Here is a 22,248-nt window from a genome sequence, read left to right on the forward strand (position 1 = left end):
GGGTTGGGGGTTGGGGTTTCAGTTGACGCGCACGCCTTCAATGTCTGCACCACCTCGAATCTGTACTATTGCCACTAATACACATCCGTATTAGTATTACCAATACAGGCGCGATTCTGGAACGACCCATCACCTCAGGAGGTCACGTGTATATCTCCCTGGACCCCAATTCCCCCCAACCCCTGTTCGAACAGCTCCATGACGCCATCGTTTCCCGGATCCTGTCCGGGGAACTCCAGCCCGGTCAGCAGTTGGACTCGGTACGCAAGGTGGCCGCACGTTTTGGCATCAACCCCGCGACCGTCAAGAAGGCCTATGACCTGCTGCAGAGAAACGGTCTCGTCACCACCAGCCAACGCTCAGGCACCACCATCACGGGAATCCCCGCAGATGGAATCTCCGATCAAGCCCAACAGGAACTCGCCCAGTCCCTCGGCGCAAAGGTTCGCCTCGGCCTTGCACAAGGCATGCCACCCGACGATTTGCGCACCCTCATAGACACCCTCATCAACGAAACCTCACCACATTCCTCCAACCAGCAGAAAGGTGACCTATCATGACGTTTTTCGCCATCACAATTGGCCTCACCCTCGCCATCATTCCGATCGCCGTCCTGTGGGGATCGAGCGTCACCGCTGACGTCGCCCCGCTTGGCGTGCGCGTACCGAAAAGCCGTCTTAATGACCGGGTTGTCACCAAAGCACTCAAAGCATTCAAGGTGCGCAGCATCGCCCTCGCCCTGCTGTCCGGCGCCGCCGGGGTGGCCGTGGGACTGTGGTCGCCTGCGGGCGTCGGATTGCTTGTACCCTTGAGCTTTGTGCTGTGTGTGGCCAACTTTGCGTGGTCTGGCCAGCCGATTCGCGCAGCCAAGCGCGAGCAGGACTGGTTCGCCGGCGTCCCAGTGGAGCTCAAAGGCGAGCTCATGCGCGCCCGCAAAGTAACCGACCCCATCGAGCTCGGAGTGTGGGTACCCAGCGGGCGGGCATCCTGGGCGGTGTTTGTGGTAGCACTGCTCGCGCTCATCCCCGGCGCGGTGGCGTTGTGGCAGCTCTACCCCCAGCTCGCTGACACCATCCCTACCCACTGGGGCCCGAGCGGTGAGCCGGATGCATGGGCGGCAAAGTCAGTGGCCTCAGTGTTTGCCCCGAGCTTCGTAGGCCTGGGCACCACGGCGCTCATGGCCACGATCACCTTGGCGATGCTCCACGGCGAAATCCACCCACGGACCAGCCGCGGGCCAGCAACAATGCTGCGCAACCACGCGGCGATGCGCCTCAGCGCGTTCACGGTGGGCCTCGTTGCCCTCATCGTCAATGCAATGTTCTCCGGCCTTGAGTTTCTCCTGTACCACCCTGAACTCAACAGCAACAAAGCGGCACCCTTGGCAGTGATCGTGGGCACGGTATTGGTACTCACCGTGGGCATCGCGGGGCTGAGCATCGCTTGGGTCAAGCGTATCGACGCAGCCATCGCACAAGCAGGGATCACCGATGGCACGGCGGAGTCACCGGACAACGACTCCCACTACAAGTGGGGAATGTTCTACTACAACCCGGATGACCCGGCGGTGGTGGTGGAAAAACGCGTGGGTGTGGGCATTGACTTCAACTACGCAAGGTGGCAGGCCCAGCTTGCAATGGGCGTCCTATTTTTCTTGCCCGTCGGAATCCTGATTGTTGCCCTCCTGGCATAAATGGGTGCGTGAGGAGCCTCCCACGCCTAGCATTGATGACACGTCCACAAAACTTATCAAGGAGCGAGGTATCAACAATGCGAACTCACAAATCTCTGAAAACTGCCGCCCTGAGCCTTGGCAGTCTTGGCGTTGGCCTTATCCTTGCTGCTTGCAACTCACCCTCCCCCTCCTCCGCCCCCTCTCCGGCACCTGCCTCTGGAAGCTCCCCTACCACCTCGGCGAGTGCGGGCGCGGGGACGTCGGCAAGCGCTGCCACAGGCGCCGGGTTGACTCAGACAACCGCAACCACCCTAGCCAACCCCACCCCAGACACGCCGGCGGATCTCGCTGAGCGGCTGCAGCAGGGTGGGCTGGTGATTGTGCACCGCTACACCGGAGCCACTCGGCCGGGCAACCCTGATCCCGCGCCAGAAGGTTTTATTGACGACGGCCAGCGCATTTCCGAACAAAGCGTAGAGCGTATGCGCGCGCTCGGGCAGCAATATGAGGCGCTGGGAATCCCAGTGAATGAGGCGCTATCCAGCGAATATTACTTTGTGTACCAGCACGCCTCTGAGGCGATGGGAGTGATCGGCCAAGAGGTCAGCGTGAATCGCGATCTCACCGGATCGCTGAATTTCCAGGACCCGAATGAGCTTGAGGACTCGTTGCAGGGGCTGCGCAATCGAACCGTCACCGCTCCACCAGCTGGCACCAACACCGTGCTTTTTACTCACCAGGGCAAGTTTGACAAAGCTTGGGGCTACTACCCCGATGCAGGCTGGACCTTAGTGTTTTCCCCCGACGGCACCGGCGAACCCCAGGTAATCGCCAGCCTGCCACTGGATGAATTCTTGGCGCTAGGTTAGCTCGTCAAAGGTCACGGCATGGCGCGGAAGGGCGGTGCCGACGCCACCCTTTGGTGAAAATCTTTGGCGATTTCTAATCCCAGTCTTAAGTAGCTAAAGTGCTTTTGATCAACAATTCTTTCTGCGAAGTGAAGCTGTATCCAGAGCCTATTTTCACAGGAAACTAAAAGTTATGAAGGGCTTTAGTGAACAGTTTGAACTCGCACACCTGGTCTCAGGCGCAGTTACGCAATCGATTTTTCTCACTCGCGGCACTGCTTGCCATGCTCGCGTTGGGTATCACACTGTTGAGCGTTGGCAGCCATTCCGCTGCTGCGCAGGAAACCAACAAATTTGAACTTTCCAACGTGAAGGTGACCAAAACAGGTTCCTGGCCAGCAACGGTGGATGACTCCCTGACGTTCACCGCAGACTGGGCAGTCAAAGCAGGCGAAACGGTGAAAGCCGGCGACGTCATGAAGATCGCCTTTTCCCAAGAGGCACCACTGGATTTCGCCTCCAACATTGGGTCCTTTCCTCTCAAGCGTGGCGACGCCGAAGTGGCAACCTGCCGGGTCGCCCAAGACGTAATTGAGTGTACCTTCAGCGATTCAGTGATCGCTGGCGCTGAGGCGATTGGCGGTTCCATTAGCGTGGGCCTGACCGCAACTGCCGAATATTCTCGCGACACTTTCCCCGTTACCTTGAACGGCGAATTGAAGACGGGCACCTTTGATCCCGCACCCAATCCCGGCACCTGTGTAATCTGTCCACGCACTCAGGGCTTGGGCCGTGAGGTGAGCAAGTCCGGGCGCGTGGATTTGAGTACGAACCCCGGATTTGTTCAATGGTCTATTACCATCCCCGGGCCTTTGCTTGTGGACAACCAAATAGGGGACCTCAAGATTGTTGACACTGTGAAGGGCAACCATACGTTCGTTGCTGACAAGCTGCACCTCTATATGGTGACCCGCAACGCCGACGGCACCAATGCCCTTGGCGATGGGGTTCGCCAGTACGCCACTACACCCACCGTTTCAGACGATGGGAAGACCCTTTCAGACCGCGGGACGACCCTCACCGCCACTTTCCCCCAACCTGCGAGCGGCTGGAATAAGGAGTACAAGTACGAAATCCTCTACCGCACCCAGTTGCCAGCGAACTTCATCCCGGCAAACAATGAGCAATTTAATAACCAATTCACGGTGGCGGGAAGCGAAACCCTCTCCAAGGAAGCCGTTGCCCGGGTGGCCGAAGCATCTGGAACTGCTGATGGCGCAAGCCGCGTTGCTGTGAAGAAGACCGTGAGTGGGGAGAACCTCACCGAGGCACAGCTCGCAGAGCTGAAAGCAAAGAAGTTTAGCTTTCATTACACCTGCGGCGAGCTCAAGGGAACGCTGGAAGCAACAGGCGATGGCACCGTTGTGTACAGTCCAATCACCTTCACCGTGGGCACCAAGTGCACCGTCACCGAGGATGAAACCCAAGCCGGAGCTTCGGGCTACAAACTCACCATCTCCCCACAGCAGCAACAGGTAGAGATTGGCACGAACAATCTAGCGGAGTTCAGCAATACCTACTCTCCGAAGACCACGAGTGAGACGACCACCCCGGAAAGCACCACGGAAGGCACCACGGAAACCACTGCGGTGAGCACCACTTCTGAATCCACACCTTCTGAATCCACAACGCCGGTGACCTCCACTACGGAATCAAGCTCCGTGCCACCAGTGGTTGTGACCTCCAGCTCTACCGAGTCCAGCACCGCGGCATCCAGCACCACCCAGTCCAGCACCACCGAGTCCACCACCACGGCATCCAGTACGGTTCCACCGACGCCAGCGATCCCTGTTGTTCCTGTAGTCCCGGTTGTTCCAGCAACTCCAACGGTTCCGGCGCAACCCACGCAACCTGCTATGCCTTCCTCCCCTACCACTGAAGCCGCCCACGCCGCACAGGCCACAAAGCCAGCACAGCCCGCGCAAACCAAGCGCGTGTTGGCGAACACCGGCGTGGGTGTAGGCGTCTTGGGTGCCCTGGCACTATCCGCCCTACTGGGTGGCTTGGTGCTGGTCGCACGCGGACGCACCACCAATTAGGCGCCAACGCCAATTGCAGTTCTTACAGCACACCTGCCATTACGGCAGGTGTGCTGTTGTGTTTCAGCGTCCCACGAACACTGCGGGTTTCGATTTGTGCGGAAGGGGCATGGTTCCAAACATGCCAACCCAAACCACCCACCCTGAGAAACCACCCCGCCCTGAGGAAACACCCACTGATCACCGCCCACCTTGCCGCCATGCTGCCTTGAACCCGCCACCTTGTACCCGCCCTTCGCCCCGGCGTATGTTCAAATGCGTGAATAGTCCAGCTCATCGCGCATTGCTGCGCCGAACCGTCATCATTGTTGCGCTGCTTAACCTTGCGTACTTCTTCATTGAGGGTGTGGTGGCGCTTTCCATTGGTTCAGTGAGTTTGCTCGCGGATTCGGTGGACTTCTTTGAGGATTTTGCGGTGAATATGCTCATTGCACTCGCTTTGGGGTGGTCGGCGCTGTGGCGGGCCCGCGCTGGCAAGGTGGCCGCTGGAATCATTTTGTTGCCGGCGATTGCGGCAGTGACCCAAATCATCGCAAAGTTCCCCAACCCAGATGCCCCGGACTGGTTCACGCTCCTCATCACCGCTGGTGGCGCCATTGTAGTGAACTTCATCTGTGCCTTGATCTTGGCTCGCTTCCGCGAAGGCTCCGGTGCGCTTACTAAGGCTGCTTTCCTAGCGGCGCGCAACGATGTGTTTGCAAACATTGCCATCATCGCCATGGCGGGTCTGACAGCCTGGACTCATTCTGGTTGGCCAGACATCATTTTGGGCGCTCTCATCCTGCTCCTCAATGCCACCGCCGCCAAGGAGGTTTACGAGACGGCACACAGCGAAACCCTCGCAGCCCGCGCCGAAGCCGGTGACTTCGACTGCGACTAGCCTCCTTTCCCGAAAACCTTCAAGCAAGGATCCCCGCGTGCCTTTTTCCACTTGGCTTTCGTTGACCGCCGCGTGCCTCGTCGTGAGCCTCACCCCCGGCGCGGGTGCCGTCAACACCATGACCACTTCCCTACTGGTGGGGTGGCGGCGCAGCATTTGGACGATCCTCGGCCAGCAACTCGCACTGCTCCTGCAAATCGCGATCACTGCGGCGGGCCTCGGCGCAATTGTGGCCAGCAACCCGCAACTGTTCACGGCGATCCGATACATCGGCGCAGGGTATCTGGTGTTTCTGGGGCTGCGGATGATGCTTTCCAGGGTTTCCGACGCCCCCAGCACCGCACAGGAAGAGGCAGCAGGGGGCGCGGCGCATGCTTTTGGGAGCTCACCTGCCGCGATGGTGCGGCGCGGGTTCTGGGTGAACATGAGCAACCCGAAGGCCATTGTGTTTTTGCTGGCCTTCATGCCGTTGTTTATCTCACCTCACGCGCCGCAGCTTCCGCAGTACTTGATTCTTGCGGTGACGCTGGTGGTGGGTGACGTGCTGGTGATGTGGGGCGGATTTGCGTTGCTGGCAAGGTCGTTTAAAAAGCTTGCGGCGAATCCGCGTGGTCAAAAGGCACTCAACGTAACCTTTGGCCTGCTGTTTGTTGCGGTGGCGGCGCTATTGCTCCTGCCTTCGTGATCACTGGGTTCCACTTTCAGAATTATTGTTGATACATCACCAGAATTTGGGGTATGGTGAGTCTCAAGGGTGCAGACGCCAAGCGATACTCCCCGCAAAGGAGCACAGCTTCGCTTCTCCTTCGATTGCCTGAGCAGCAACCGAAGCATGAGGCCGCTCGCGCGCCATCGCCCAAACCTCACAGCGCCTTTCGGGGTGCTGTGAAGTTTTCCCCCAAGATGGTTTTGCAAGAAAGGCGGCCCCTCATGAACAACCGTTCAGGCAACCAACACTCCGCAACTCAAGACACCAATCAGGGCACCGTTTCTCCGCGGAAGCTGATGACGGCTCTGCTCGCACCGCTGTTCATGGCGTTGATGGCAATCTCAGTGGTGAATGTGGCACTGACTCCGATTGCGGCATCCTTGGTGGCGTCGAATAGCCAAGCCCAATGGATCGTGTCAGGCTACGCCCTGGCTTTCGGCGTGCCGCTGGTGGCCGCGGGCAGGATTGGCGACGCCACCGGCAGGCGCCGCATGTTCATCATCGGCGTGGGTCTTTTTACGTTGGGATCACTGCTGAGCGCACTGGCGCCGAGCATCGCGGTGCTTATAGCTGCGCGCGTGCTGCAGGGTTTCGGCGCTGGTTTGTTTAACCCGCAGACCACCGGCATTATCCAGCAGAACTTCCAGGGCCAGGCCCGCGCTCGCGCCTATGGAATGTTCGGTACTACCGTTGCGGTGGCCACCGTGTTCGGCCCGATGATGGGTGGGTTCCTCATCCAATTGTTCGGTGAGGCACTCGGGTGGCGTCTGATGTTCCTCATCAACGTCCCAATTGGGCTTGCCACCATATTGTTTGCATTGCGCTGGATCCCAGCAGACCAGCCCACCACCAAGAACCCCAGGAAGCGCCTGGATCTGGACCCTATCGGTATGACCACCATGGCGGTGGCAACCCTTGCCATCCTGTTCCCCTTTGTGCAGCGTGGCAGTAACCCGTGGATTTGGGCTGTACTCTTGGGCGGCCTCGCCTTGCTGTGGTTCTTCGTGCACTGGGAGAAGCGATACAAGGCTCGCAAGCGCCCACCGATGCTGGACATTGACATGGTTCGAGATCCTGCTTTCCGCAACGGCATTTTGATTGTCACCCTGTACTTCCTGGGAAACACCAGCGTGTGGCTCATCGTCCCGATCTACGCCCAAACGCACCTTGGTATGAGCGCGCTCGGCGCGGCGGCACTGACCATCCCCTCATCCCTCATTTCCGCGTTCGCTGCACCGTGGGCGGGCCGGCATGTGCTGGGGATGGGCCGCAGCATTGTGATCTGGGGCTTCGCTATTTCCATCGTGTCCATCGCAGCAACCATGCTCGCAATTACCCCGGTGGAAAACGGCCAAATCAGCGTGTGGGTGCTGGCAGCAACTCTGTTTGGCCTGGGCATCGGTAGCGGCATGGTGATCTCACCGAACCAAACGCTTACGTTGGCGTCAGTCTCCCCCGCGATCTCTGGGACTGCCGGCGGTGTGCTTTCACTGGGGCAGCGCATGGGCACGGCGATTGGCACGGCCACCATCCCGAGCATCATGTTTGCCCTGGTGGAGGGTGGGTTCCACTGGAACGTGGGTGCCACGGCAGCCTTCGGGGCGATCTTGGCAACCCTCACCATCGGCTTGGCCATCACCATCGCGGACCGCCGCCGAGAAACCACCACCCTCCAGCGCACCAAGCTGGAGGGGCAGCCAGAACCCGGGCAGCCGATTGGTGTGGGTGTCCACAGCGCCTAACCCCACTGCACTGGCTGCTCTCATGAATGAAACTGCTTCATTTCATCTGCCTTTCATGTTCCGCCCCTAGCCTCGGGCCCATGAGCTTCCCTTTTCGAACCGTGAGCCGCCGTAGATTCCTTCAGGGTGCGGCCCTTGGCAGCGTCGTTGGCGCAACCTCTCCCCCACGGGCGCGTGCAGCTAGTGGGGCGTTTGTGCATGGTGTCGCCTCCGGGGCCCCAGACGCCCACAGTGTCATTTTGTGGACGCGCATCACGCCCGAGCCCGGCGCGACTCCGGGCAGCGGCGTGGGCGGGCCAGTGGAGCTGAGCTGGCAGGTTGCGGCGGATCCGGAGTTTCACAGTGTGGTTTTGAGGGGAGCCACGCGTACCGACGCCTCCCGGGATCACACGGTAAAAGTGCTGGCCGGAGGGCTTCCGGCGGGTACGCGGCTGTGGTATCGCTTTCAGTTGGATTCCGAGGTTGGGAAATACTCGCCTGTTGGATGCACGCGCACGCTTCCCTCGCCGGGTGAGACTGCAGCGAACTGCCAGTTTGCGGTGGCGAGCTGTTCCAATTTTGAAACCGGGTTTTTCAGCGGCTACCGGGACATTGCCACCCACGATGAACTGGTGTTTGTGCTGCATTTGGGGGATTTCACCTATGAAAACGAGTCTGGCAAATACGATTCCCCGCACACACCGCGGGCGCGAACTGTGCAGCCACCGCACCACACGCTGAGCCTTGCCGACTACCGCATCCGACAAGGCGCCTACCACCTGGACCCGGACCTGCAATTAATGCTCGCAGCGAAGCCACTCATCGCCATGTGGGATGATCACGAAATCCAGGACAACACCTGGCGCGAGGGCTTTGAACGGCAGGATTCCTTCCCCGGGGTGGATTTTGCGCAGCTAAAAGCCGCAGCCACGCAGGCGTATTTGGAGTGGATGCCGGTCCGTGAAGCTGCGGGCATGAGCGCCCCCGCACCGCACCGAGAGCTGCATTATGGCAACTTGATGCACCTGCTGCTGCCAGATTTACGAAGCTTTCGCGACCAAAGCCTGCTGCATTACTCAGCCGACGCTGTGCATCGCAATGACCCCAACTTTGTCCCCCAAGCAGCATCACCGCAGCGCAGCGCGATGGGCCAGGAACAATTCGCGTGGTTTCGTAGTGCGCTGGAGGCTTCCTCCGCCCGGTGGCAGGTTGTAGGCACGCAAATCATGTTTGCCCCGATGACCTTGCCTTATTCCTTGGATCCCGAGGTCCACCAATGGCTCGTGGACCAACTCGGCCTCCCGGAACAGGGCATCCCCCTCAACACCGATCAATGGGACGGCTTTGCCCACGAACGCCAACAAATTGTGGATCTGATAGCAGGATCACCGCAGCTCAACGTAGTATTTCTGGCCGGTGACATCCACTCATCCTGGGCAAACAACATCCCCACGAGCATTTCCGACGCGCGCAGGGCGGCGGGTGCGGCGGTTCCTGAAGCGGCGGCGGTGGAGTTTGTGGCGCCCTCGCTCACTGCCCCTGGCTTGTTTGAAACCATCAACCGCAACGAGGTGCTGCGCCCCGCCACCCGCGCGTTATTGAATGAGGTGGCGGCACATTTGCAGCGGATCAACCCGTGGCACCGCGCGATCGACTTTGAACGCCACGGCTACCTGGCCATTGAGGTGGATACGCAAGAGGTGCGCGCGAAGTGGCGCTACTCGCAGAATCTTTATGACCCCAAAGACGTGCCGGTGGAGGGCATGACGGCACGTGTGCGCCACGGTGTGCGGGGTGTGGAACTTGGCTAGACTACTTCGCCGGTTGCCACGTTCACCCGGACCTCGTTCTGGTTGTTGTCTGGATCGACTTTCCAGATCACGAGGCCGTTTTCTTCTTCCAATTCAACGTCGTCGATGGATTGCACACCAGAAGTCTCGATCGCTTGTGCAAGCGTGATGGTTGCTTGGGAAAGCTTGTTTGCGGCATCGGAGTCCAGGTCCTCAGCCTCGGAGGCCACTACTGCCCCATCGGCGCTGACTTTCACTTCAAGGCCCGTGTTTTCCGCGGTGCGCAGGTGGACGTCCCACTGGTTGTCATCCCAATCCAGCTCATAAGCAGTGGCGCCTGGGTGGGCGGCGAGTGCAGCTTCAATGGCCCGCAGGCCCGAGGCAACCTCGCCCTGGGTTCCGGTTCCGGTAGCGGGCGTGGCTGCGCTGGAGGTGCTGGTCGGGGCTTGCGCCACCTCAGAAGCAACGGTGACGGTTTCCGTTGCGGTGACCTGAGTCTGGGACTGGGAATCGCTGGAGGAACACGCAGTGAGCGCAATCCCCAGCCCTGCTACAGCGGTGGCGAACACAAATTTTCGACGATTGGAAAAATGCATGCGCCCCACTGTAGCTGCATGAGTTCCGAGCCTGCAGCGGCAGGCCTTGGATACCTTATGCGCCTTGGGCGGCGGGCTCGTCGGCAGATGCAACCGTGAAGCGGCGGCCTGCGTGCTTTGGCGCTTCCATCTCATCGACGATTGCCACGGCGAAATCCTGGGTGGATACGAATCCACCGGCTGGGGTGTCCAGGGCTTCTACGTATTCGCCGGTTCGCACGCCAGGGGCGATCACTGGGGAGGGGGCGATCATGGTCCACTGCAGGCCGTGGGAGTTGGCGTAGGCATCAAACACCTGGCCAAATGCCTTGGCTTCTGGGAGGTATTCGGCGGGGAACTCTGGGGTTTCGAAGAGGCGCTGCTCACCGGCGTTGAGCGCACCTGCGCCGCCGACCACCACAAAGCGGCCCGTGGGCTTAGCTGCGATGAGTGCCGTGTGGGCGTCGATAGCTGCCTGGTAGTTGTCCCGGCTGGCTACGGAGATGAGGGTGACGTCGGCATTGTTGATGACCTCCACCACTGCCTGAGTATCAGCCAGGTCAAGCGCCTGGGATTCGCCGGTGCCGGAGCCGGAGCGAGTGTACTGGCTCACTTGGTGGCCGCGGTTGCGGGCTTCTTCCACCACGGGAGCACCTACCAGACCTGCTGCGCCGATAATTGCAATGTTCATGTGAGAACTCCTTGAGTGTTTGAGATTGAAGAACTTGCTACGCTTGCAATGGTATGTTTTAGTAACCGATTACCTCAACGTAACTATTAGAAGTTTTTTGAAGAAAGTTTCCCACCATGCCTACAAATACCGATCTAGCTGCGGATATTCTGAACAAAGATTGCCCTTCCCGCACGGTGTTGCGCCATCTCACGGACCGTTGGACCCCGATGATCGTCACCGTCCTCGCCCCCGGCCACCCCGTACGCTTCAAAGAAATCCGCAGCAGGGTACAAGGAATTTCCCCCAAAGTACTTACAGAGACGCTGCGCTCCATGGAACGCGACGGCCTCATCACCCGCACCGCAACCGCCACCATCCCACCACGCGTGGATTACCAGCTCACCAACCTTGGCCACACAATCGTGGCCCCGATCGAGGCGCTGCGAACATGGGCAGAGACGCACGTTGGTGAAGTTGAAGGGAACAGGCAGCGTTACGACGCCGCCCAGGACCTCACATTGCAAGGCTAGCCGGCGGGCAGCGGCGGGCGGCGAAGTGGTGGAGTGGCGGAGTGGTGGGCTCGTGAGACACTGCCGCCGAATATCCGCGAACTAGTCCGGTCGCCGACTAGTCCGGCTGGAAGATCTCCTCTATGCGCTTTTCAAATATGGCAGCGATGCTGAACGCCAGGGGAAGGGAGGGATCAAAGCGACCTTTCTCAATGGAGATCACCGTTTGCCTAGACACTCCGAGAAGTTCCGCCAGCCGTGCCTGCGAGTACCCTTGCTGCTTCCGCAGTTCTGGAATGATGTTTCGCACGTTGACGCCTACCCATGGAGCCGTTGCCGGAAGTAGCACGCCACGAATAGACCCATCAGTACGAGCAAGCCAGCGAGCAACGCCTGAGCTATTGGCAGATACCCCAAGATGGACGCCACCGCACAAGCCGAACCCGCGAAAGCCACCGCAAGGTAGAAACTGTTGGCCGCAGCCGCTTGAGCCCAGTGCACCTCAACCGACTGCTCCGCGTTTGGCTCATTGATCGCCAGGCTTTCACGGTCCACCGCCAAGACCCACGCCAGCGGGAGACACGGCACAAATGTAGCGGCCGCAAATACGCAAAATACGAGCCACCCAGAGGGCTGCTCACTCTCGTGGAGCCAACCGGCAATGGCGCCAATTACGAGTGCCAGCACAATAGCCAGCGGCAAGGCTGCCGCAAGTTCAGAGGTTTGCTTGGCACCAAATTTGACCCTGCCGAATTTCAACGTGGGGCGCGCGGCGCGCATCAGCGCTTCTTGATCTATTGCAAAACTCCTACTCTGAGTGAAGACCCTCTTTGTAAAGGTTGCTTTACATTGCACCTTCTGTGACGCCCGCTAAGGCCACCGGGAATCGACCGCGCCACTCCATCCACCAGGAAGCGCCACCGAACATAACCCCAGGCCAACACCCCACTGCCCATGCACCCCATTTGCCCATGCACCGATACCCAGCTCAGCAAAAACCAGATACGAGGTGGGGAGAAAATGGAAGCCAAACGCCAAACCGGGCTGAATCCCACCACCGCCACAGGCAGCACTTCACCCAAAGTGTGGACGAACCGTACCATTTTTGGTACGGTTCATCCATGGCCAACTATAGGGAGGTTCTCAAAAACGCCTCATTTGAAAATGATGGGTACATTACGCCTAAGATCGCGCAAAACCACGGAGTACCCGCCATTGAACTGCGCAAACTCGCTTCCCGCGGTGCCTTTGTTAAGAAACAACGCGGTGTGTACCGCGACCCCCACTACCCATCCGTTGATGAATTCGACTACCTCCGTGAAGCCGTCTTAACGCTGGGCGACGGTGCCTACATCACTGCAGACACCGTGCTCCAAATTCTTGGCATCGGCAACCTCAACCCTCGGCTCATTCACCTCGCCTCACAGAAGCGCCACCGCAGAAAACTGCCCGATCACTGGAAACTTCGGAAAGCAAATCGCTCCGAACGAGTAGTGAGGTACAACGGCATTCCCGCACAACACGCAGCGGATGCATTGAAGGAAGTCAAACCCTATGTGATGCCAGAGCGTTGGGAAGTGATGGTGGACCAGGCCAAAGACGAGGGATTCATTCTCAACAAACACTACAAGGAGCTAAAGGAACAATTGTGAACCGGCCTTCGAACCTCAACGCCTTGAAACGGAAGATACAAAACCTTGAACAAAACCAACTAGCTGAGACTCAAAGGGTAAACCTAATGGCGCTGGTAGTGCTAAGCCAAATGCTGCCTGAAGGTGCCGTCAAAGGTGGAAGTGCGATGGCATTTCGATATGGGCCTGGCGCGCGGATGACCTCCGATCTTGATGCGGCTCGGAAAGACGAGGAAGAGCAGTTCATCGAGTCCCTAGAAGCAAATCTGGACAGCGGTTGGCAAGGATTCACGGGGAGGGTAAAGCCACGCAAGAAACCGAAACCATTTGGAGTTCCAGCCAAGTACATAATGGCCCCGTTTGACATCAAGCTCCAATACGAGGGGCGAGATTGGAAAACTATCTTATTTGAACTCGGACACAGCGAACTTGGGGCCGCCGACTCGGATGAATACCACCTTTCCGATGAACTCTCAAACCTCTTCACTGAACTGGGGTTCGCTGCGCCCAAACCAGTTCGCGTGCTCAAGGCCGAGCACCAGATTGCCCAGAAGATTCACGCTGCCACGCTACCCGGAAGCCCTCGTGCCCATGATCTTGTTGACCTTCAAATCATTCTCGCGCAAGAAGCAATCAACTTCCCTCTGGCACGAAAGCTTTGTGAAGCAACATTCGCTTACAGGGGTGATCACTCTTGGCCTTCCTCCTTTGTGAAGAACGAAGGTTGGGAAACCACGTACGAGAAAGCAGCAGAAGCACTCGACCTACCTGGGGTACCCATCAGGAGCATGGACTCCGCTATTTCATGGGGAAATGAGCTCATTCACCAAATCGCAACTGCACAGAAGTAAGTAACTCCCCAGGCCAACACCCCACCACGCGCCCGCTACCCCACCTCAACCCTTTGGGCGGCGGGCGTTTTGCGGACCCGATCGGTATGGTCATGGGTGCTATTTATTCTCCCGACCCCAAATGAGGAACCGTGCGCACAGATTCTCAGCCCACACCAAGGGCGTTGTTTCGGATTTTTGCTACCGCTGAAATGGTCACTTGGGCACTGCTCATCATCGCCCTCATTCTCCGCGGCACCGGCGTAACCAACATCGTGCCCATCGCCGGCGGCATCCACGGATTCGTATTCCTGAGCTACTGCGTGGTCACGGTGTTCACTTGGGTCAACCAGAAGTGGAAGGCGCCGGTAGGTATCGCCGGCCTGCTGCTTTCCGTAATTCCATTCGCCACCGTGCCCTTCGAGCTGTACCTGGACCGCCGCGGCCTGCTCACAGGCGGGTGGCGCCTCGCCCCTGGCCCAGGTAGCGAGACCCCCAAAGGCTTCATCGAAAAGGTACAGGCCTGGGTGCTCGCAAAGCCGGTTCTCGCGGCCGTACTACTCCTTGCATTTGTCACGGCGCTGTTCATCGCGCTGCTGCTCGCGGGGCCGCCGATCCCCAAGAGCTAAAGGCACCCCCCGACGTCACCACATCCCCGCCAATCCACTGCCCCACATCCTTGCGGATTGGCGGGTTTACTCATAACTACAGTTGGCGAATGTTGAAACACAGCGTGATTCCACAAGCGAGCAGCGCGATAACCACGCTCCTGCTCCAACTGGTGATGCTGACAAACCCTGCACCTGCCGACGCGTTCTCCATGAGCATTGGCGCAGCCTTCTTTACGATTGCTCGTACAACTGCGCTTCTCCAGCCAGCGGCACGCAAGTCAATGCTGCTGAGCGTTTTGTTCACGATGCTCCAGGTAGGCATGCGCTTTGATGGCAGCATTGCCACCACCACCTCCGGCCAACTTTTCACCGCATGCACTTGAGAAGCGATCACCACACACATGTCGCAAGTAAAGCGCGAACTCGGAACCTAGCGTAACTAGCGGAGAGCGCCGCTGCGGGACAGGCATGGGGACCCTGACCGCCTTGCGGCAGCACCAATTCTGAGGCGTCGCCACCTCACTGCCCACTACCCGCTGCTCACTGCGCACGGGTGGCATATCTGCTGAGTTCACCTTTGACACAGCGGCAACCGAACTCAAGGTCAAATACGCACCCCTCCTGTAGTTTTCCATTAAGCCGATCAAGCTGAAAATCGCTTGTGCTGAAGATCATAACGGATTTCTACGGCCTTGAAAGCATGCCGATTTATGCCACAACCACGCTTTTGCACGAGTTTTGAGAATGAGTTCCACCTCATATTTACGCGCGAAAACTCTGGACAAATTTCCTTTTCACGGTACTATTCTGAGCACCTGTTAGCCCTCTTTGAAACTCTCTAGGCCAATAACTTAAGCCTAAATGTAAAAAGACTAAAAGGTGGCAAACTAATGCAATTCATTCCAGAAATTTAGCTTTTCTCAAGGAACATGAACTCACCAAACTCAGCACAACAAGGCTCCGTTGATCACTCAGCAGCCGCCCATGATCCAGCCTCCCACGTGACAGAACTCCACTGCGTATTGGTTTCACGCAACGATCTTCTCAAGCTCACCCTCGAAAGCATGCTCACCACCTCCCCCATCCCTTCTTTCCCTTCCCTTACTCACATGCCAAAAGACGTATCAAACATAGCCTCATGCATCATCATCGATGAGAGCACGGTGAGTCTCAGCGAGGCAGCTAGCTGGCGGTTTCAAGCAACAGACGATCCCCACAACTGGCACGGCCCGGCGCTGGCCATTTTCACCGATAAGTCGCCACAGGCCTACCCATCATTGGCAAACGCTGCCTTCTTCACCTATCCCATCGATGTTCCGAGCCTCCTCGAGTTCACAGAGAACCTACCCAGGCCCGGCGCGGTTTCCCTCGCGGAGGTTGACGGTGCTTAATACGTTTGTGGTTGTGAGCGCCACGATGTTTCTCCTGGCAATTTTGCTTGCTGTGTGCATGTATTTACTCCTGAATAGCTATTTCCATGTACGGCGAAAACGAAGGCAAGCAAATTACGTACACTCCCATTTCCCTCATTGGCAAGAGGCAATTTTTCAAAGGAAACCCCTCCACAATCTCCCCACCTCTTCAAAGGAATACAGGTGGACCATTCAAAGCTTCCTGGAAATCACGCACACTATCCAGGACGCAGCAGTTTCACGCCGAATTCAGGAATTGGCAGATGCCGTTTTCACCAACTATCTGGAAAACGAACTCAAATCCCGGTCTTGGGCCCGGAAGCAATATGCACTGGCTGTGATTCACGAGCTCGGTATGACGGCACTCACCGAGGAAATCAAGAAAGTCCAACCGGCATCACAATTTCAAGCCTCCCTTAAGCACTTGGCGTTGGAGGGCGCCGCATCCCTTCCTGCAACGTCCAAGCAGCCCAAGCAGCTGCCCTCAGCACGGTCATCGCACGGGAGTCCCCACCACTTCTCCCCAACCCTGAAAATGCCGAAAGCGGCCCCCACAACAGGCAACAAACAGGAAGGTCTGAGCAAATGACATATGCCCTTCTCACAGCACTTGCTTGGCTCGGCTATTTTCTGGCGGCTTACTTAATTGGCACGGCGTTGCTCTATACCGTGATGCTCGGCAGTGCCCTCTACAACTCCCGGAAGCAGAATCGGCTCAATGCTTCCGTCGACTCTCTGAGTCTTTCCAACTATGAATCATTTGGCGTCACCATTGTGGTGCCAGCCTTTAATGAAGCCTCCGGGATCCTACAGAGCGTTTCTTCACTCCTGAACCTCAATTACCCCAATTTTGAAATTATCGTGGTCAATGACGGCTCTACGGATAAAACAGCCGAGCTCGTCATTGATGCCTTCTCCATGCACCCTGCAGCCCTCCAAACTGAAAGTACCCACACTGACCAGGCGAAACACATCCGAACCGCCGAAGTGCAAGCCGTCTATAGATCATCGCAGTTTCCCAATCTGCACCTGGTGAGCAAACACAACGGCGGCAAGGCAGATGCCCTCAACTGCGGGATTAATCTTGCGAGCTACAACTACGTGTGCACCGTGGACGGCGATTCCCTGCTGGAGAAGAACGCTCTGAAAAAGGTGATGCGGCCATTCCTCGTGGAAAAAGGCAACGTTGCTGCCAGCGGTGGCTCGGTGGAACTCATCAACGGAAACAATGTGGCAAATGGCATAGCTGAAAAGCACATTGAGTTCTCTGATAACCCAATTGTGGCTATGCAAACGCTGGAGTACTTCCGAGCGTTCCTCATTGGCCGTGTTGCGCTGAGCCAACATAATCTCATGCTCATTAGCTCCGGGGCGTTCACTGTGTTTGAACGCGACCTACTGCTCAAAGAAGGTGGGCTCACCCCAAATGTCATTGGGGAAGACATGGAAATTGTGGTGCGCCTCCAAAGAACTCTGCTGGAACAACAGTCCAAGAAGCGCATTGTGCAAGTACCGGACGCCATCTGCTTTACCGAGGCCCCCGAAACACTGGAAGTGCTCAGAAAACAGCGCAGACGCTGGCACCAGGGCTTGCTGGAAAGCCTGTGGACACATAAAACGGTGGCATTTAATCCGCGGTACCGCTCCTTGGGGCTGCTCTCATTCCCCTACTTCATCCTCGGTGAGGCACTCATACCCGTAATCGAGTTGCTGGGCATCATCTTCATCATTGCGAGTTTCTTTGCAGGCCAAATCTTCCTGGAATACTCCCTGTTCCTCGTGGTTCTTTTCCTCACCTTCAACGGGCAGATGAATGTTCTCTCCATCACTATCAATGCTTGGATGCAGGGCAGGTACCCCCGTCCCTTGGAAATCACCTATGTACTTGGCCTTTCCTTCACCGAAACGTTTTGGTACAAGCCGCTCATGCTGTGGTTCCGGTTGGAGGGCTTCTACCGCTTTTTCACCCAAAATCGGGAGTGGGGCGCAATGGATAGACGTGGGTTTCACAATCAGCCGCAGGAAGTTTCATCATGAAAAAGTTTTTCTCACTCATCGCGGTTGCCGTGCTGGTGATCGTGCTTCCCGTGTTCGTGTGGGCAGTGAAACCAGCACAGCTTGACCAGGTGCTCGTGTTCAACAACAGCCAGGACAGCAACAGTCAGCCTTCGGGGGTGGAGTACTTTTTCAAAAATGCCAGGGCTAATCCCACCGTCACTGCCTTGCGGGATGTCACCTATTCCATCGACGAGGCGAAGGGCTTTGACGCTGTGTACGCAGCGAACGAGGACGGTAAGCACACCACGCTGCAGCAGTGGAACCAGGTCAAGATGAACATTGACCAGAACCGCCCCAGTGTGTTGTTCGCGGAGTACGGCCTGATCCACAATGCGGAAGACGGCGACTTGGCGCAGGTGATCTCAGAGGACCTGGGGGTGAACTCCACCAACTGGGCGGGGCTATACGTCCAAGACCTCGCCCTGCAAAACAATCCGGTGATTCCTCAAAGGGTCTACAACAGCGTGGAAGGACAGTGGGACTACTCCGGTCCTGGATTGGTGCTGCACAACAACAACGAAGAGAAGACGATTGTGGTTGAGCTCAACCAGGGTGACGTCGGAAATGCTTTGGCGCTCAAGGCCACCGCGTTTGGCGAGTCGCTTGGGTATGAGGACCTTCCCACGTCCTATGGGGGCTGGTTCGACGTCGTTGAGCCCAATGCAGGCACCGAGGCAATCTATGATTTTTCCGCCGAGCTTTCAGAGGAAGGCCGGGCCCTGTTCCGTGAGCATGGCATCCCGGAGACCCTGCCGGCAGTCACGTTGAGCCGCAGTGGGCCCTCGTACCGCTTTTACCTGGCAGGGCGCTTCTCCGCGGCGGAAACGATCCCGCAAATCTACAGCGTGTGGGGCATCAGCTCCTGGTACGCAGCGCTCGGCCGGTACAGCTCCAGCTCCTTCTATTGGAACTCCTTCTTCCCGCTTGTAGAACAGTCGCTGAAAAACTACGAGGAGTTCCGCTCCGGTGAAGGCGCCCTCTACGCTGACACCGCGCACGCGCCCACTGAGGAGATCAACTATCCGTCCAGGATCAGCGGGGAGAAGGATCGCATCGAAGTGCTTATCGACGGCACCTTCCAGCCGCTAACCATCAAGGGTGTGAATATCGGAATGGCGAAGCCGGGCTATTTCCCCGGCGAGGCGGCCGTTACCCTCCAGGAATACCGCCAGTGGTTCGAGCAAATTGGGCAGATGAATGCGAACACCATCCGCGTCTATACCCTGCACCCGCCGGAGTTCTACCGGGCGCTCGCTCAATACAACGCCACGCATGACAAGCCGCTCTATGTTCTGCATGGCGTCTGGATCAACGAGGATTGGATCACCGATGACGCCGACGCCTTCCACGAGCAAGCCGTGCACGGATTCCAAACCGAGATCCAGCACGTTGTGGATGCTTTGCACGGAAACACCGTGGTAGATCCCGTACCTGGGCACAGTTCCGGTGTGTATGTGGCTGATGTGTCTGACTACGTGATTGGCTGGGTGATCGGCACTGAATGGAATCCTTTTATGGTGCTGGGCACCAACGCGAAGCATCAGGACATCGGCCAATTCTCCGGGCAGTTCTACGAGACAGCAGACGCAAGCCCCTTTGAGCACTGGCTAGCCTCCCAGATGGAATACACCACGAAATACGAGGTGGAACGGTACAAACAGACCCGTCCGATGAGCTTCACCAACTGGGTAACCACAGACATCCTGCGCCACCCTTCCGACGGCTCCAATCAGGAGGACATCGCGGAAGTCAACCCAAACCATATCCACACCAAGGACATTATGAACCAGGTGGGGCAGTTTGCCTCGTATCACGTCTACCCTTATTACCCAGACTTCTTGCAGCGCGATCAAAAGTACTTGAACGTGCAAGATTGGCGCGGCGAAACCAACCCATACTACGCCTACCTGCAAGAACTGCGTTCCGTGCATGATATGCCAGTGTTGGTTGCGGAGTTTGGTATCCCCAGTTCCCGCGGCCGCACCCACTCCGGGCCGAATGGGATGCACCAGGGCATGGTGTCCGAACAAGACCAGGGGCGCTATATGTGCCGCATGTATGAGGACATCATGCATGCGAACTACATGGGAGGGCTCGTGTTCACTTGGCAGGACGAGTGGTTCAAGCGCACATGGAACACCATGGACTTTGATAATCCCGACCGCCGCCCTTTTTGGCCGAACGTTCAGACCAGCGAACAGCGTTTTGGAATGTTGGGTTTTGACCCAGACGAGATTCTGGTGGATGGAGATGGCAGCGAGTGGACCGCGCCCGCATTCTACGAGGCTGCAAACGATTCTGACCCGCTGCGCCGGGTGTTCGTGGAACACGATGCCGGCTATCTATACCTGAAGATGGAGCTTGCTGAAGGAGCCCCGGGCCACCCGGAGGTGTTGCTGGACACCGCGCCAGATCAGGGCAACTCTGTGATCAATTCAAGCCAGGTGGCCACCAGCGACCCGGCTGACTTCCTGCTGAATCTGCAGCGCGGCAACTCTCACTTGCTCGTGGATGCTTACTACGACATTCACAGTTACCTCTACGGGCGTATGGCAGAGTTCACCAGCCCTAACCCCTTCTTGGAACAGAAGGATTCCGGCAACTTTGTGCCAATTCTCTACGTGCTCAACCGGGCCATGGACAACCTGGAAACCGGGGAGACCACTCCATTTGAGGACTATGAAGCCGGGGCACTTATTGAGGGAAACGGGAATCCACAAGCCCCGGATTTCAACTCGCTCGCCGATTACGCGTGGTCCCCCGACGGCCGCACCCTGGAAGTGCGAATCCCGTGGCTGTTGCTAAATTTCCGCGACCCGAGCCGAAAAGAGATCATGACGGACTTCATTGCAAATCAGACCATTGACCAGGGCCGCATGGTGGAAGACATCGGCCTTGCATTCACCTTCAACACCGGTGACGGCGTGCAGCAGACCCTGCCCGCGCAACCTGAAGGCACGCAGATTATTCCCCCAATGAAGCGCTACACTTGGGAAAACTGGGAACACTTCGAAACCGAATCGCGCCTGAAGCAGTCCTACTACGAGCTGCAGGGCTGCTTCGGCCGCCAGGAGTAATTGGCGGATTGCTATTACAGCGACACCACTCTTCCATGCCGTCCAGAGCCCACAGGTGTGCCTAGTGGCTTTTCAGATTTACCTTGCACATGCGACTGAACTACTGAATGACTTCGTTCACGAGTTGCTGAATTTTTGAGTGAGTGCCAAATTTGAGGCTTGGAAAAAGTGTGTGAATTAGGAGGACCTTCGCCGTCGAGGCGTTGCAAATTAAGACCCATGCCTTGCTCTTGCTGCTCATGCTCAAATTCCATGCGCCGCGGTAGGGCGGAAAATGAGCTCATTGCTGTTATTGATTTGGAGCTCAATTCTGCCCAAACTAGGTGCCAGAGATCATCATTGTCCATCTCCTCACGGATGGTCCCACAGAGAGCGGATTGGCACCACAAATCCTTTGCCATGTGGCCGTTTGAGTTTAAGTACCCTGTTTCCCATATTGAGCACTACATTTGCGGCAACACGGTCCCCCAGCTTGGCTGACATTGCATCTAAATGTTTCCATGCTCGTGGATGAACATCCATCGCACTTTTGATTTCAATAAGGATCAGGCGACCATCGGGAACTTCAATAACAACGTCGATTTCTGCGTCGCGTTCGCGGTAATGGAACAACTGGGGTGGGTCTTGCATCCACGAAAGTTGCTTTCGAAGCTCACTCACAACAAACGCCTCGAGGGTAGCACCAAACAGTTCAAAGCCGCCGGACTGCATCGAATTCTTCACATCTAACCCACTAAGCGCGGACGCAAGCCCAGAATCGATGAGAGATACTTTCGGACGGCGAACCACACGCCCCGAAAATCCCACACCCCACGACGGCAGTTCAGCGGAAAGATACATCATCCTTGCCAGTTCTTGATAGTCGCGGAATGCTGCTTCAGAGATATGAATTTGGCGCGCCTTTTTAGCCACTACTAGCTCTGGCTCTGTTGCAAAAATCGTGAAGCTTGAGCATGCTTGGCGGAGATTGGACGGACGGAACGATGACGGATTTCAAGTGGCGCCATTTCCAGGGTGATGTGAGGCTCTGTTGCAAAAATCGTGAAGCTTGAGCATGCTTGGCGGAGATTGGACGGACGGAACGATGACGGATTTCAAGTGGCGCCATTTCCAGGGTGATGTGATCCTGTGGGCGGTGCGCTGGTATTGT

General features: G+C 57.3%; 23 protein-coding genes. 17 read left to right on the forward strand and 6 right to left on the reverse strand.

The window, feature by feature from the left end; all coding sequences use genetic code 11:
- Positions 1-146 precede the first annotated feature (146 nt).
- From NQ050_RS09905 to NQ050_RS09940, 8 genes are all read left to right on the forward strand, one after another.
- The gene (locus tag NQ050_RS09905) at positions 147-560 is read left to right on the forward strand and encodes a GntR family transcriptional regulator (RefSeq protein ID WP_257039163.1); all 414 of its coding nucleotides are present in this window, start codon (positions 147-149) and stop codon (positions 558-560) included.
- A complete protein-coding gene (locus NQ050_RS09910; RefSeq protein ID WP_257039164.1) occupies positions 557-1,693 on the forward strand; it encodes a DUF1648 domain-containing protein in 1,137 nt (378 codons plus the stop codon). Before NQ050_RS09905 ends, NQ050_RS09910 begins: the two co-directional genes overlap by 4 nt.
- A 77-nt stretch (positions 1,694-1,770) precedes the next feature.
- Positions 1,771-2,544: a hypothetical protein gene (locus tag NQ050_RS09915; protein WP_257039165.1), complete on the forward strand. Its 774-nt coding sequence runs from the start codon at positions 1,771-1,773 to the stop codon at positions 2,542-2,544.
- A gap of 185 nt (positions 2,545-2,729) precedes the next feature.
- On the forward strand, positions 2,730-4,622 hold the full coding sequence (locus NQ050_RS09920; RefSeq protein ID WP_257039166.1) for a DUF5979 domain-containing protein: 1,893 nt from the start codon (positions 2,730-2,732) through the stop codon (positions 4,620-4,622).
- Between the two features lie 259 nt (positions 4,623-4,881).
- Positions 4,882-5,502, forward strand: a complete 621-nt coding sequence (locus tag NQ050_RS09925) for a cation transporter (protein WP_257039167.1) — start codon at positions 4,882-4,884, stop codon at positions 5,500-5,502.
- A 37-nt stretch (positions 5,503-5,539) separates the two neighbouring features.
- Positions 5,540-6,187: a LysE family transporter gene (locus tag NQ050_RS09930; protein ID WP_257039169.1), complete on the forward strand. Its 648-nt coding sequence runs from the start codon at positions 5,540-5,542 to the stop codon at positions 6,185-6,187.
- Between the two features lie 245 nt (positions 6,188-6,432).
- Complete coding sequence (locus NQ050_RS09935; RefSeq protein ID WP_257039170.1) at positions 6,433-7,953, forward strand: MFS transporter; 1,521 nt, start codon at positions 6,433-6,435, stop codon at positions 7,951-7,953.
- An 80-nt stretch (positions 7,954-8,033) separates the two neighbouring features.
- On the forward strand, positions 8,034-9,743 hold the full coding sequence (locus NQ050_RS09940) for an alkaline phosphatase (protein ID WP_257039171.1): 1,710 nt from the start codon (positions 8,034-8,036) through the stop codon (positions 9,741-9,743).
- Here NQ050_RS09940 and NQ050_RS09945 read toward each other — a convergent pair.
- Together NQ050_RS09945 and NQ050_RS09950 are read right to left on the reverse strand one after the other, a co-directional pair.
- Positions 9,740-10,318 carry a PepSY domain-containing protein gene (locus NQ050_RS09945; protein ID WP_257039172.1) on the reverse strand — a complete coding sequence of 193 codons (579 nt, stop codon included), beginning with the start codon at positions 10,316-10,318 and terminating at the stop codon, positions 9,740-9,742. The genes NQ050_RS09940 and NQ050_RS09945 overlap by 4 nt on opposite strands.
- A 55-nt stretch (positions 10,319-10,373) precedes the next feature.
- Complete coding sequence (locus tag NQ050_RS09950; RefSeq protein ID WP_257039173.1) at positions 10,374-10,988, reverse strand: NAD(P)-dependent oxidoreductase; 615 nt, start codon at positions 10,986-10,988, stop codon at positions 10,374-10,376.
- Between the two features lie 116 nt (positions 10,989-11,104).
- On the opposite strand from NQ050_RS09950, the gene NQ050_RS09955 reads away from it, so the two are divergent.
- A complete protein-coding gene (locus tag NQ050_RS09955; RefSeq protein ID WP_257039174.1) occupies positions 11,105-11,500 on the forward strand; it encodes a helix-turn-helix domain-containing protein in 396 nt (131 codons plus the stop codon).
- 97 nt (positions 11,501-11,597) lie between these two features.
- On the opposite strand, the gene NQ050_RS09960 is transcribed toward NQ050_RS09955, so the two are convergent.
- Together NQ050_RS09960 and NQ050_RS09965 are read right to left on the reverse strand one after the other, a co-directional pair.
- Complete coding sequence (locus NQ050_RS09960; RefSeq protein WP_257039175.1) at positions 11,598-11,789, reverse strand: helix-turn-helix transcriptional regulator; 192 nt, start codon at positions 11,787-11,789, stop codon at positions 11,598-11,600.
- 8 nt (positions 11,790-11,797) lie between these two features.
- Positions 11,798-12,259 (reverse strand): hypothetical protein, encoded by a 462-nt coding sequence (locus NQ050_RS09965; protein ID WP_257039176.1) that lies wholly within the window; start codon positions 12,257-12,259, stop codon positions 11,798-11,800.
- A 341-nt stretch (positions 12,260-12,600) separates the two neighbouring features.
- On the opposite strand from NQ050_RS09965, the gene NQ050_RS09970 reads away from it, so the two are divergent.
- The 8 genes from NQ050_RS09970 (at position 12,601) to NQ050_RS10005 (ending at position 21,098) form a co-directional block, all read left to right on the forward strand.
- Positions 12,601-13,131, forward strand: coding sequence for a hypothetical protein (locus NQ050_RS09970; protein WP_257039177.1), 531 nt, complete (start codon positions 12,601-12,603; stop codon positions 13,129-13,131).
- The gene (locus tag NQ050_RS09975; RefSeq protein ID WP_257039178.1) at positions 13,128-13,961 is read left to right on the forward strand and encodes a nucleotidyl transferase AbiEii/AbiGii toxin family protein; all 834 of its coding nucleotides are present in this window, start codon (positions 13,128-13,130) and stop codon (positions 13,959-13,961) included. Before NQ050_RS09970 ends, NQ050_RS09975 begins: the two co-directional genes overlap by 4 nt.
- Positions 13,962-14,092: 131 nt before the next feature.
- Positions 14,093-14,569, forward strand: a complete 477-nt coding sequence (locus tag NQ050_RS09980; RefSeq protein ID WP_257039179.1) for a DUF3817 domain-containing protein — start codon at positions 14,093-14,095, stop codon at positions 14,567-14,569.
- An 89-nt stretch (positions 14,570-14,658) separates the two neighbouring features.
- Positions 14,659-14,934, forward strand: coding sequence for a hypothetical protein (locus tag NQ050_RS09985; protein WP_257039180.1), 276 nt, complete (start codon positions 14,659-14,661; stop codon positions 14,932-14,934).
- A gap of 546 nt (positions 14,935-15,480) precedes the next feature.
- Complete coding sequence (locus NQ050_RS09990) at positions 15,481-15,942, forward strand: hypothetical protein (RefSeq protein ID WP_257039181.1); 462 nt, start codon at positions 15,481-15,483, stop codon at positions 15,940-15,942.
- 13 nt (positions 15,943-15,955) lie between these two features.
- Positions 15,956-16,552: a hypothetical protein gene (locus NQ050_RS09995; RefSeq protein WP_257039182.1), complete on the forward strand. Its 597-nt coding sequence runs from the start codon at positions 15,956-15,958 to the stop codon at positions 16,550-16,552.
- Entirely contained in the window at positions 16,549-18,000 is a 1,452-nt protein-coding gene (locus NQ050_RS10000) for a glycosyltransferase family 2 protein (RefSeq protein ID WP_257039183.1), read from the forward strand. Before NQ050_RS09995 ends, NQ050_RS10000 begins: the two co-directional genes overlap by 4 nt.
- On the forward strand, positions 17,997-21,098 hold the full coding sequence (locus NQ050_RS10005; RefSeq protein WP_257039185.1) for a hypothetical protein: 3,102 nt from the start codon (positions 17,997-17,999) through the stop codon (positions 21,096-21,098). The genes NQ050_RS10000 and NQ050_RS10005 overlap by 4 nt, the downstream gene beginning before the upstream one ends.
- Positions 21,099-21,112: 14 nt before the next feature.
- On the opposite strand, the gene NQ050_RS10010 is transcribed toward NQ050_RS10005, so the two are convergent.
- Both NQ050_RS10010 and NQ050_RS10015 read right to left on the reverse strand, forming a co-directional pair.
- On the reverse strand, positions 21,113-21,445 hold the full coding sequence (locus tag NQ050_RS10010) for a hypothetical protein (RefSeq protein WP_257039186.1): 333 nt from the start codon (positions 21,443-21,445) through the stop codon (positions 21,113-21,115).
- A gap of 4 nt (positions 21,446-21,449) precedes the next feature.
- Entirely contained in the window at positions 21,450-22,010 is a 561-nt protein-coding gene (locus tag NQ050_RS10015; protein WP_257039187.1) for a DUF4143 domain-containing protein, read from the reverse strand.
- Between the last annotated feature and the right edge of the window lie 238 nt (positions 22,011-22,248).

It is taken from the genome of Corynebacterium sp. 122RC1 (assembly GCF_024580955.1).
Classification (GTDB): Bacteria; Actinomycetota; Actinomycetes; order Mycobacteriales; family Mycobacteriaceae; genus Corynebacterium; species Corynebacterium kozikiae.

Bases quoted from the DNA above. Each gene is read 5' to 3' on its own strand.
- NQ050_RS09935 (WP_257039170.1), top strand. From the start codon at position 6,433: ATGAACAACCGTTCAGGCAACCAACACTCCGCAACTCAAGACACCAAT.
- NQ050_RS09910 (WP_257039164.1), top strand. From the start codon at position 557: ATGACGTTTTTCGCCATCACAATTGGCCTCACCCTCGCCATCATTCCG.
- NQ050_RS09970 (WP_257039177.1), top strand. From the start codon at position 12,601: ATGGCCAACTATAGGGAGGTTCTCAAAAACGCCTCATTTGAAAATGAT.
- NQ050_RS10005 (WP_257039185.1), top strand. From the start codon at position 17,997: ATGAAAAAGTTTTTCTCACTCATCGCGGTTGCCGTGCTGGTGATCGTG.
- NQ050_RS09945 (WP_257039172.1), bottom strand. From the start codon at position 10,318: ATGCATTTTTCCAATCGTCGAAAATTTGTGTTCGCCACCGCTGTAGCA.
- NQ050_RS10000 (WP_257039183.1), top strand. From the start codon at position 16,549: ATGACATATGCCCTTCTCACAGCACTTGCTTGGCTCGGCTATTTTCTG.
- NQ050_RS10010 (WP_257039186.1), bottom strand. From the start codon at position 21,445: ATGGACAATGATGATCTCTGGCACCTAGTTTGGGCAGAATTGAGCTCC.
- NQ050_RS09950 (WP_257039173.1), bottom strand. From the start codon at position 10,988: ATGAACATTGCAATTATCGGCGCAGCAGGTCTGGTAGGTGCTCCCGTG.
- NQ050_RS09990 (WP_257039181.1), top strand. From the start codon at position 15,481: ATGAACTCACCAAACTCAGCACAACAAGGCTCCGTTGATCACTCAGCA.
- NQ050_RS09955 (WP_257039174.1), top strand. From the start codon at position 11,105: ATGCCTACAAATACCGATCTAGCTGCGGATATTCTGAACAAAGATTGC.
- NQ050_RS09965 (WP_257039176.1), bottom strand. From the start codon at position 12,259: ATGCGCGCCGCGCGCCCCACGTTGAAATTCGGCAGGGTCAAATTTGGT.
- NQ050_RS09940 (WP_257039171.1), top strand. From the start codon at position 8,034: ATGAGCTTCCCTTTTCGAACCGTGAGCCGCCGTAGATTCCTTCAGGGT.
- NQ050_RS09985 (WP_257039180.1), top strand. From the start codon at position 14,659: ATGTTGAAACACAGCGTGATTCCACAAGCGAGCAGCGCGATAACCACG.
- NQ050_RS09915 (WP_257039165.1), top strand. From the start codon at position 1,771: ATGCGAACTCACAAATCTCTGAAAACTGCCGCCCTGAGCCTTGGCAGT.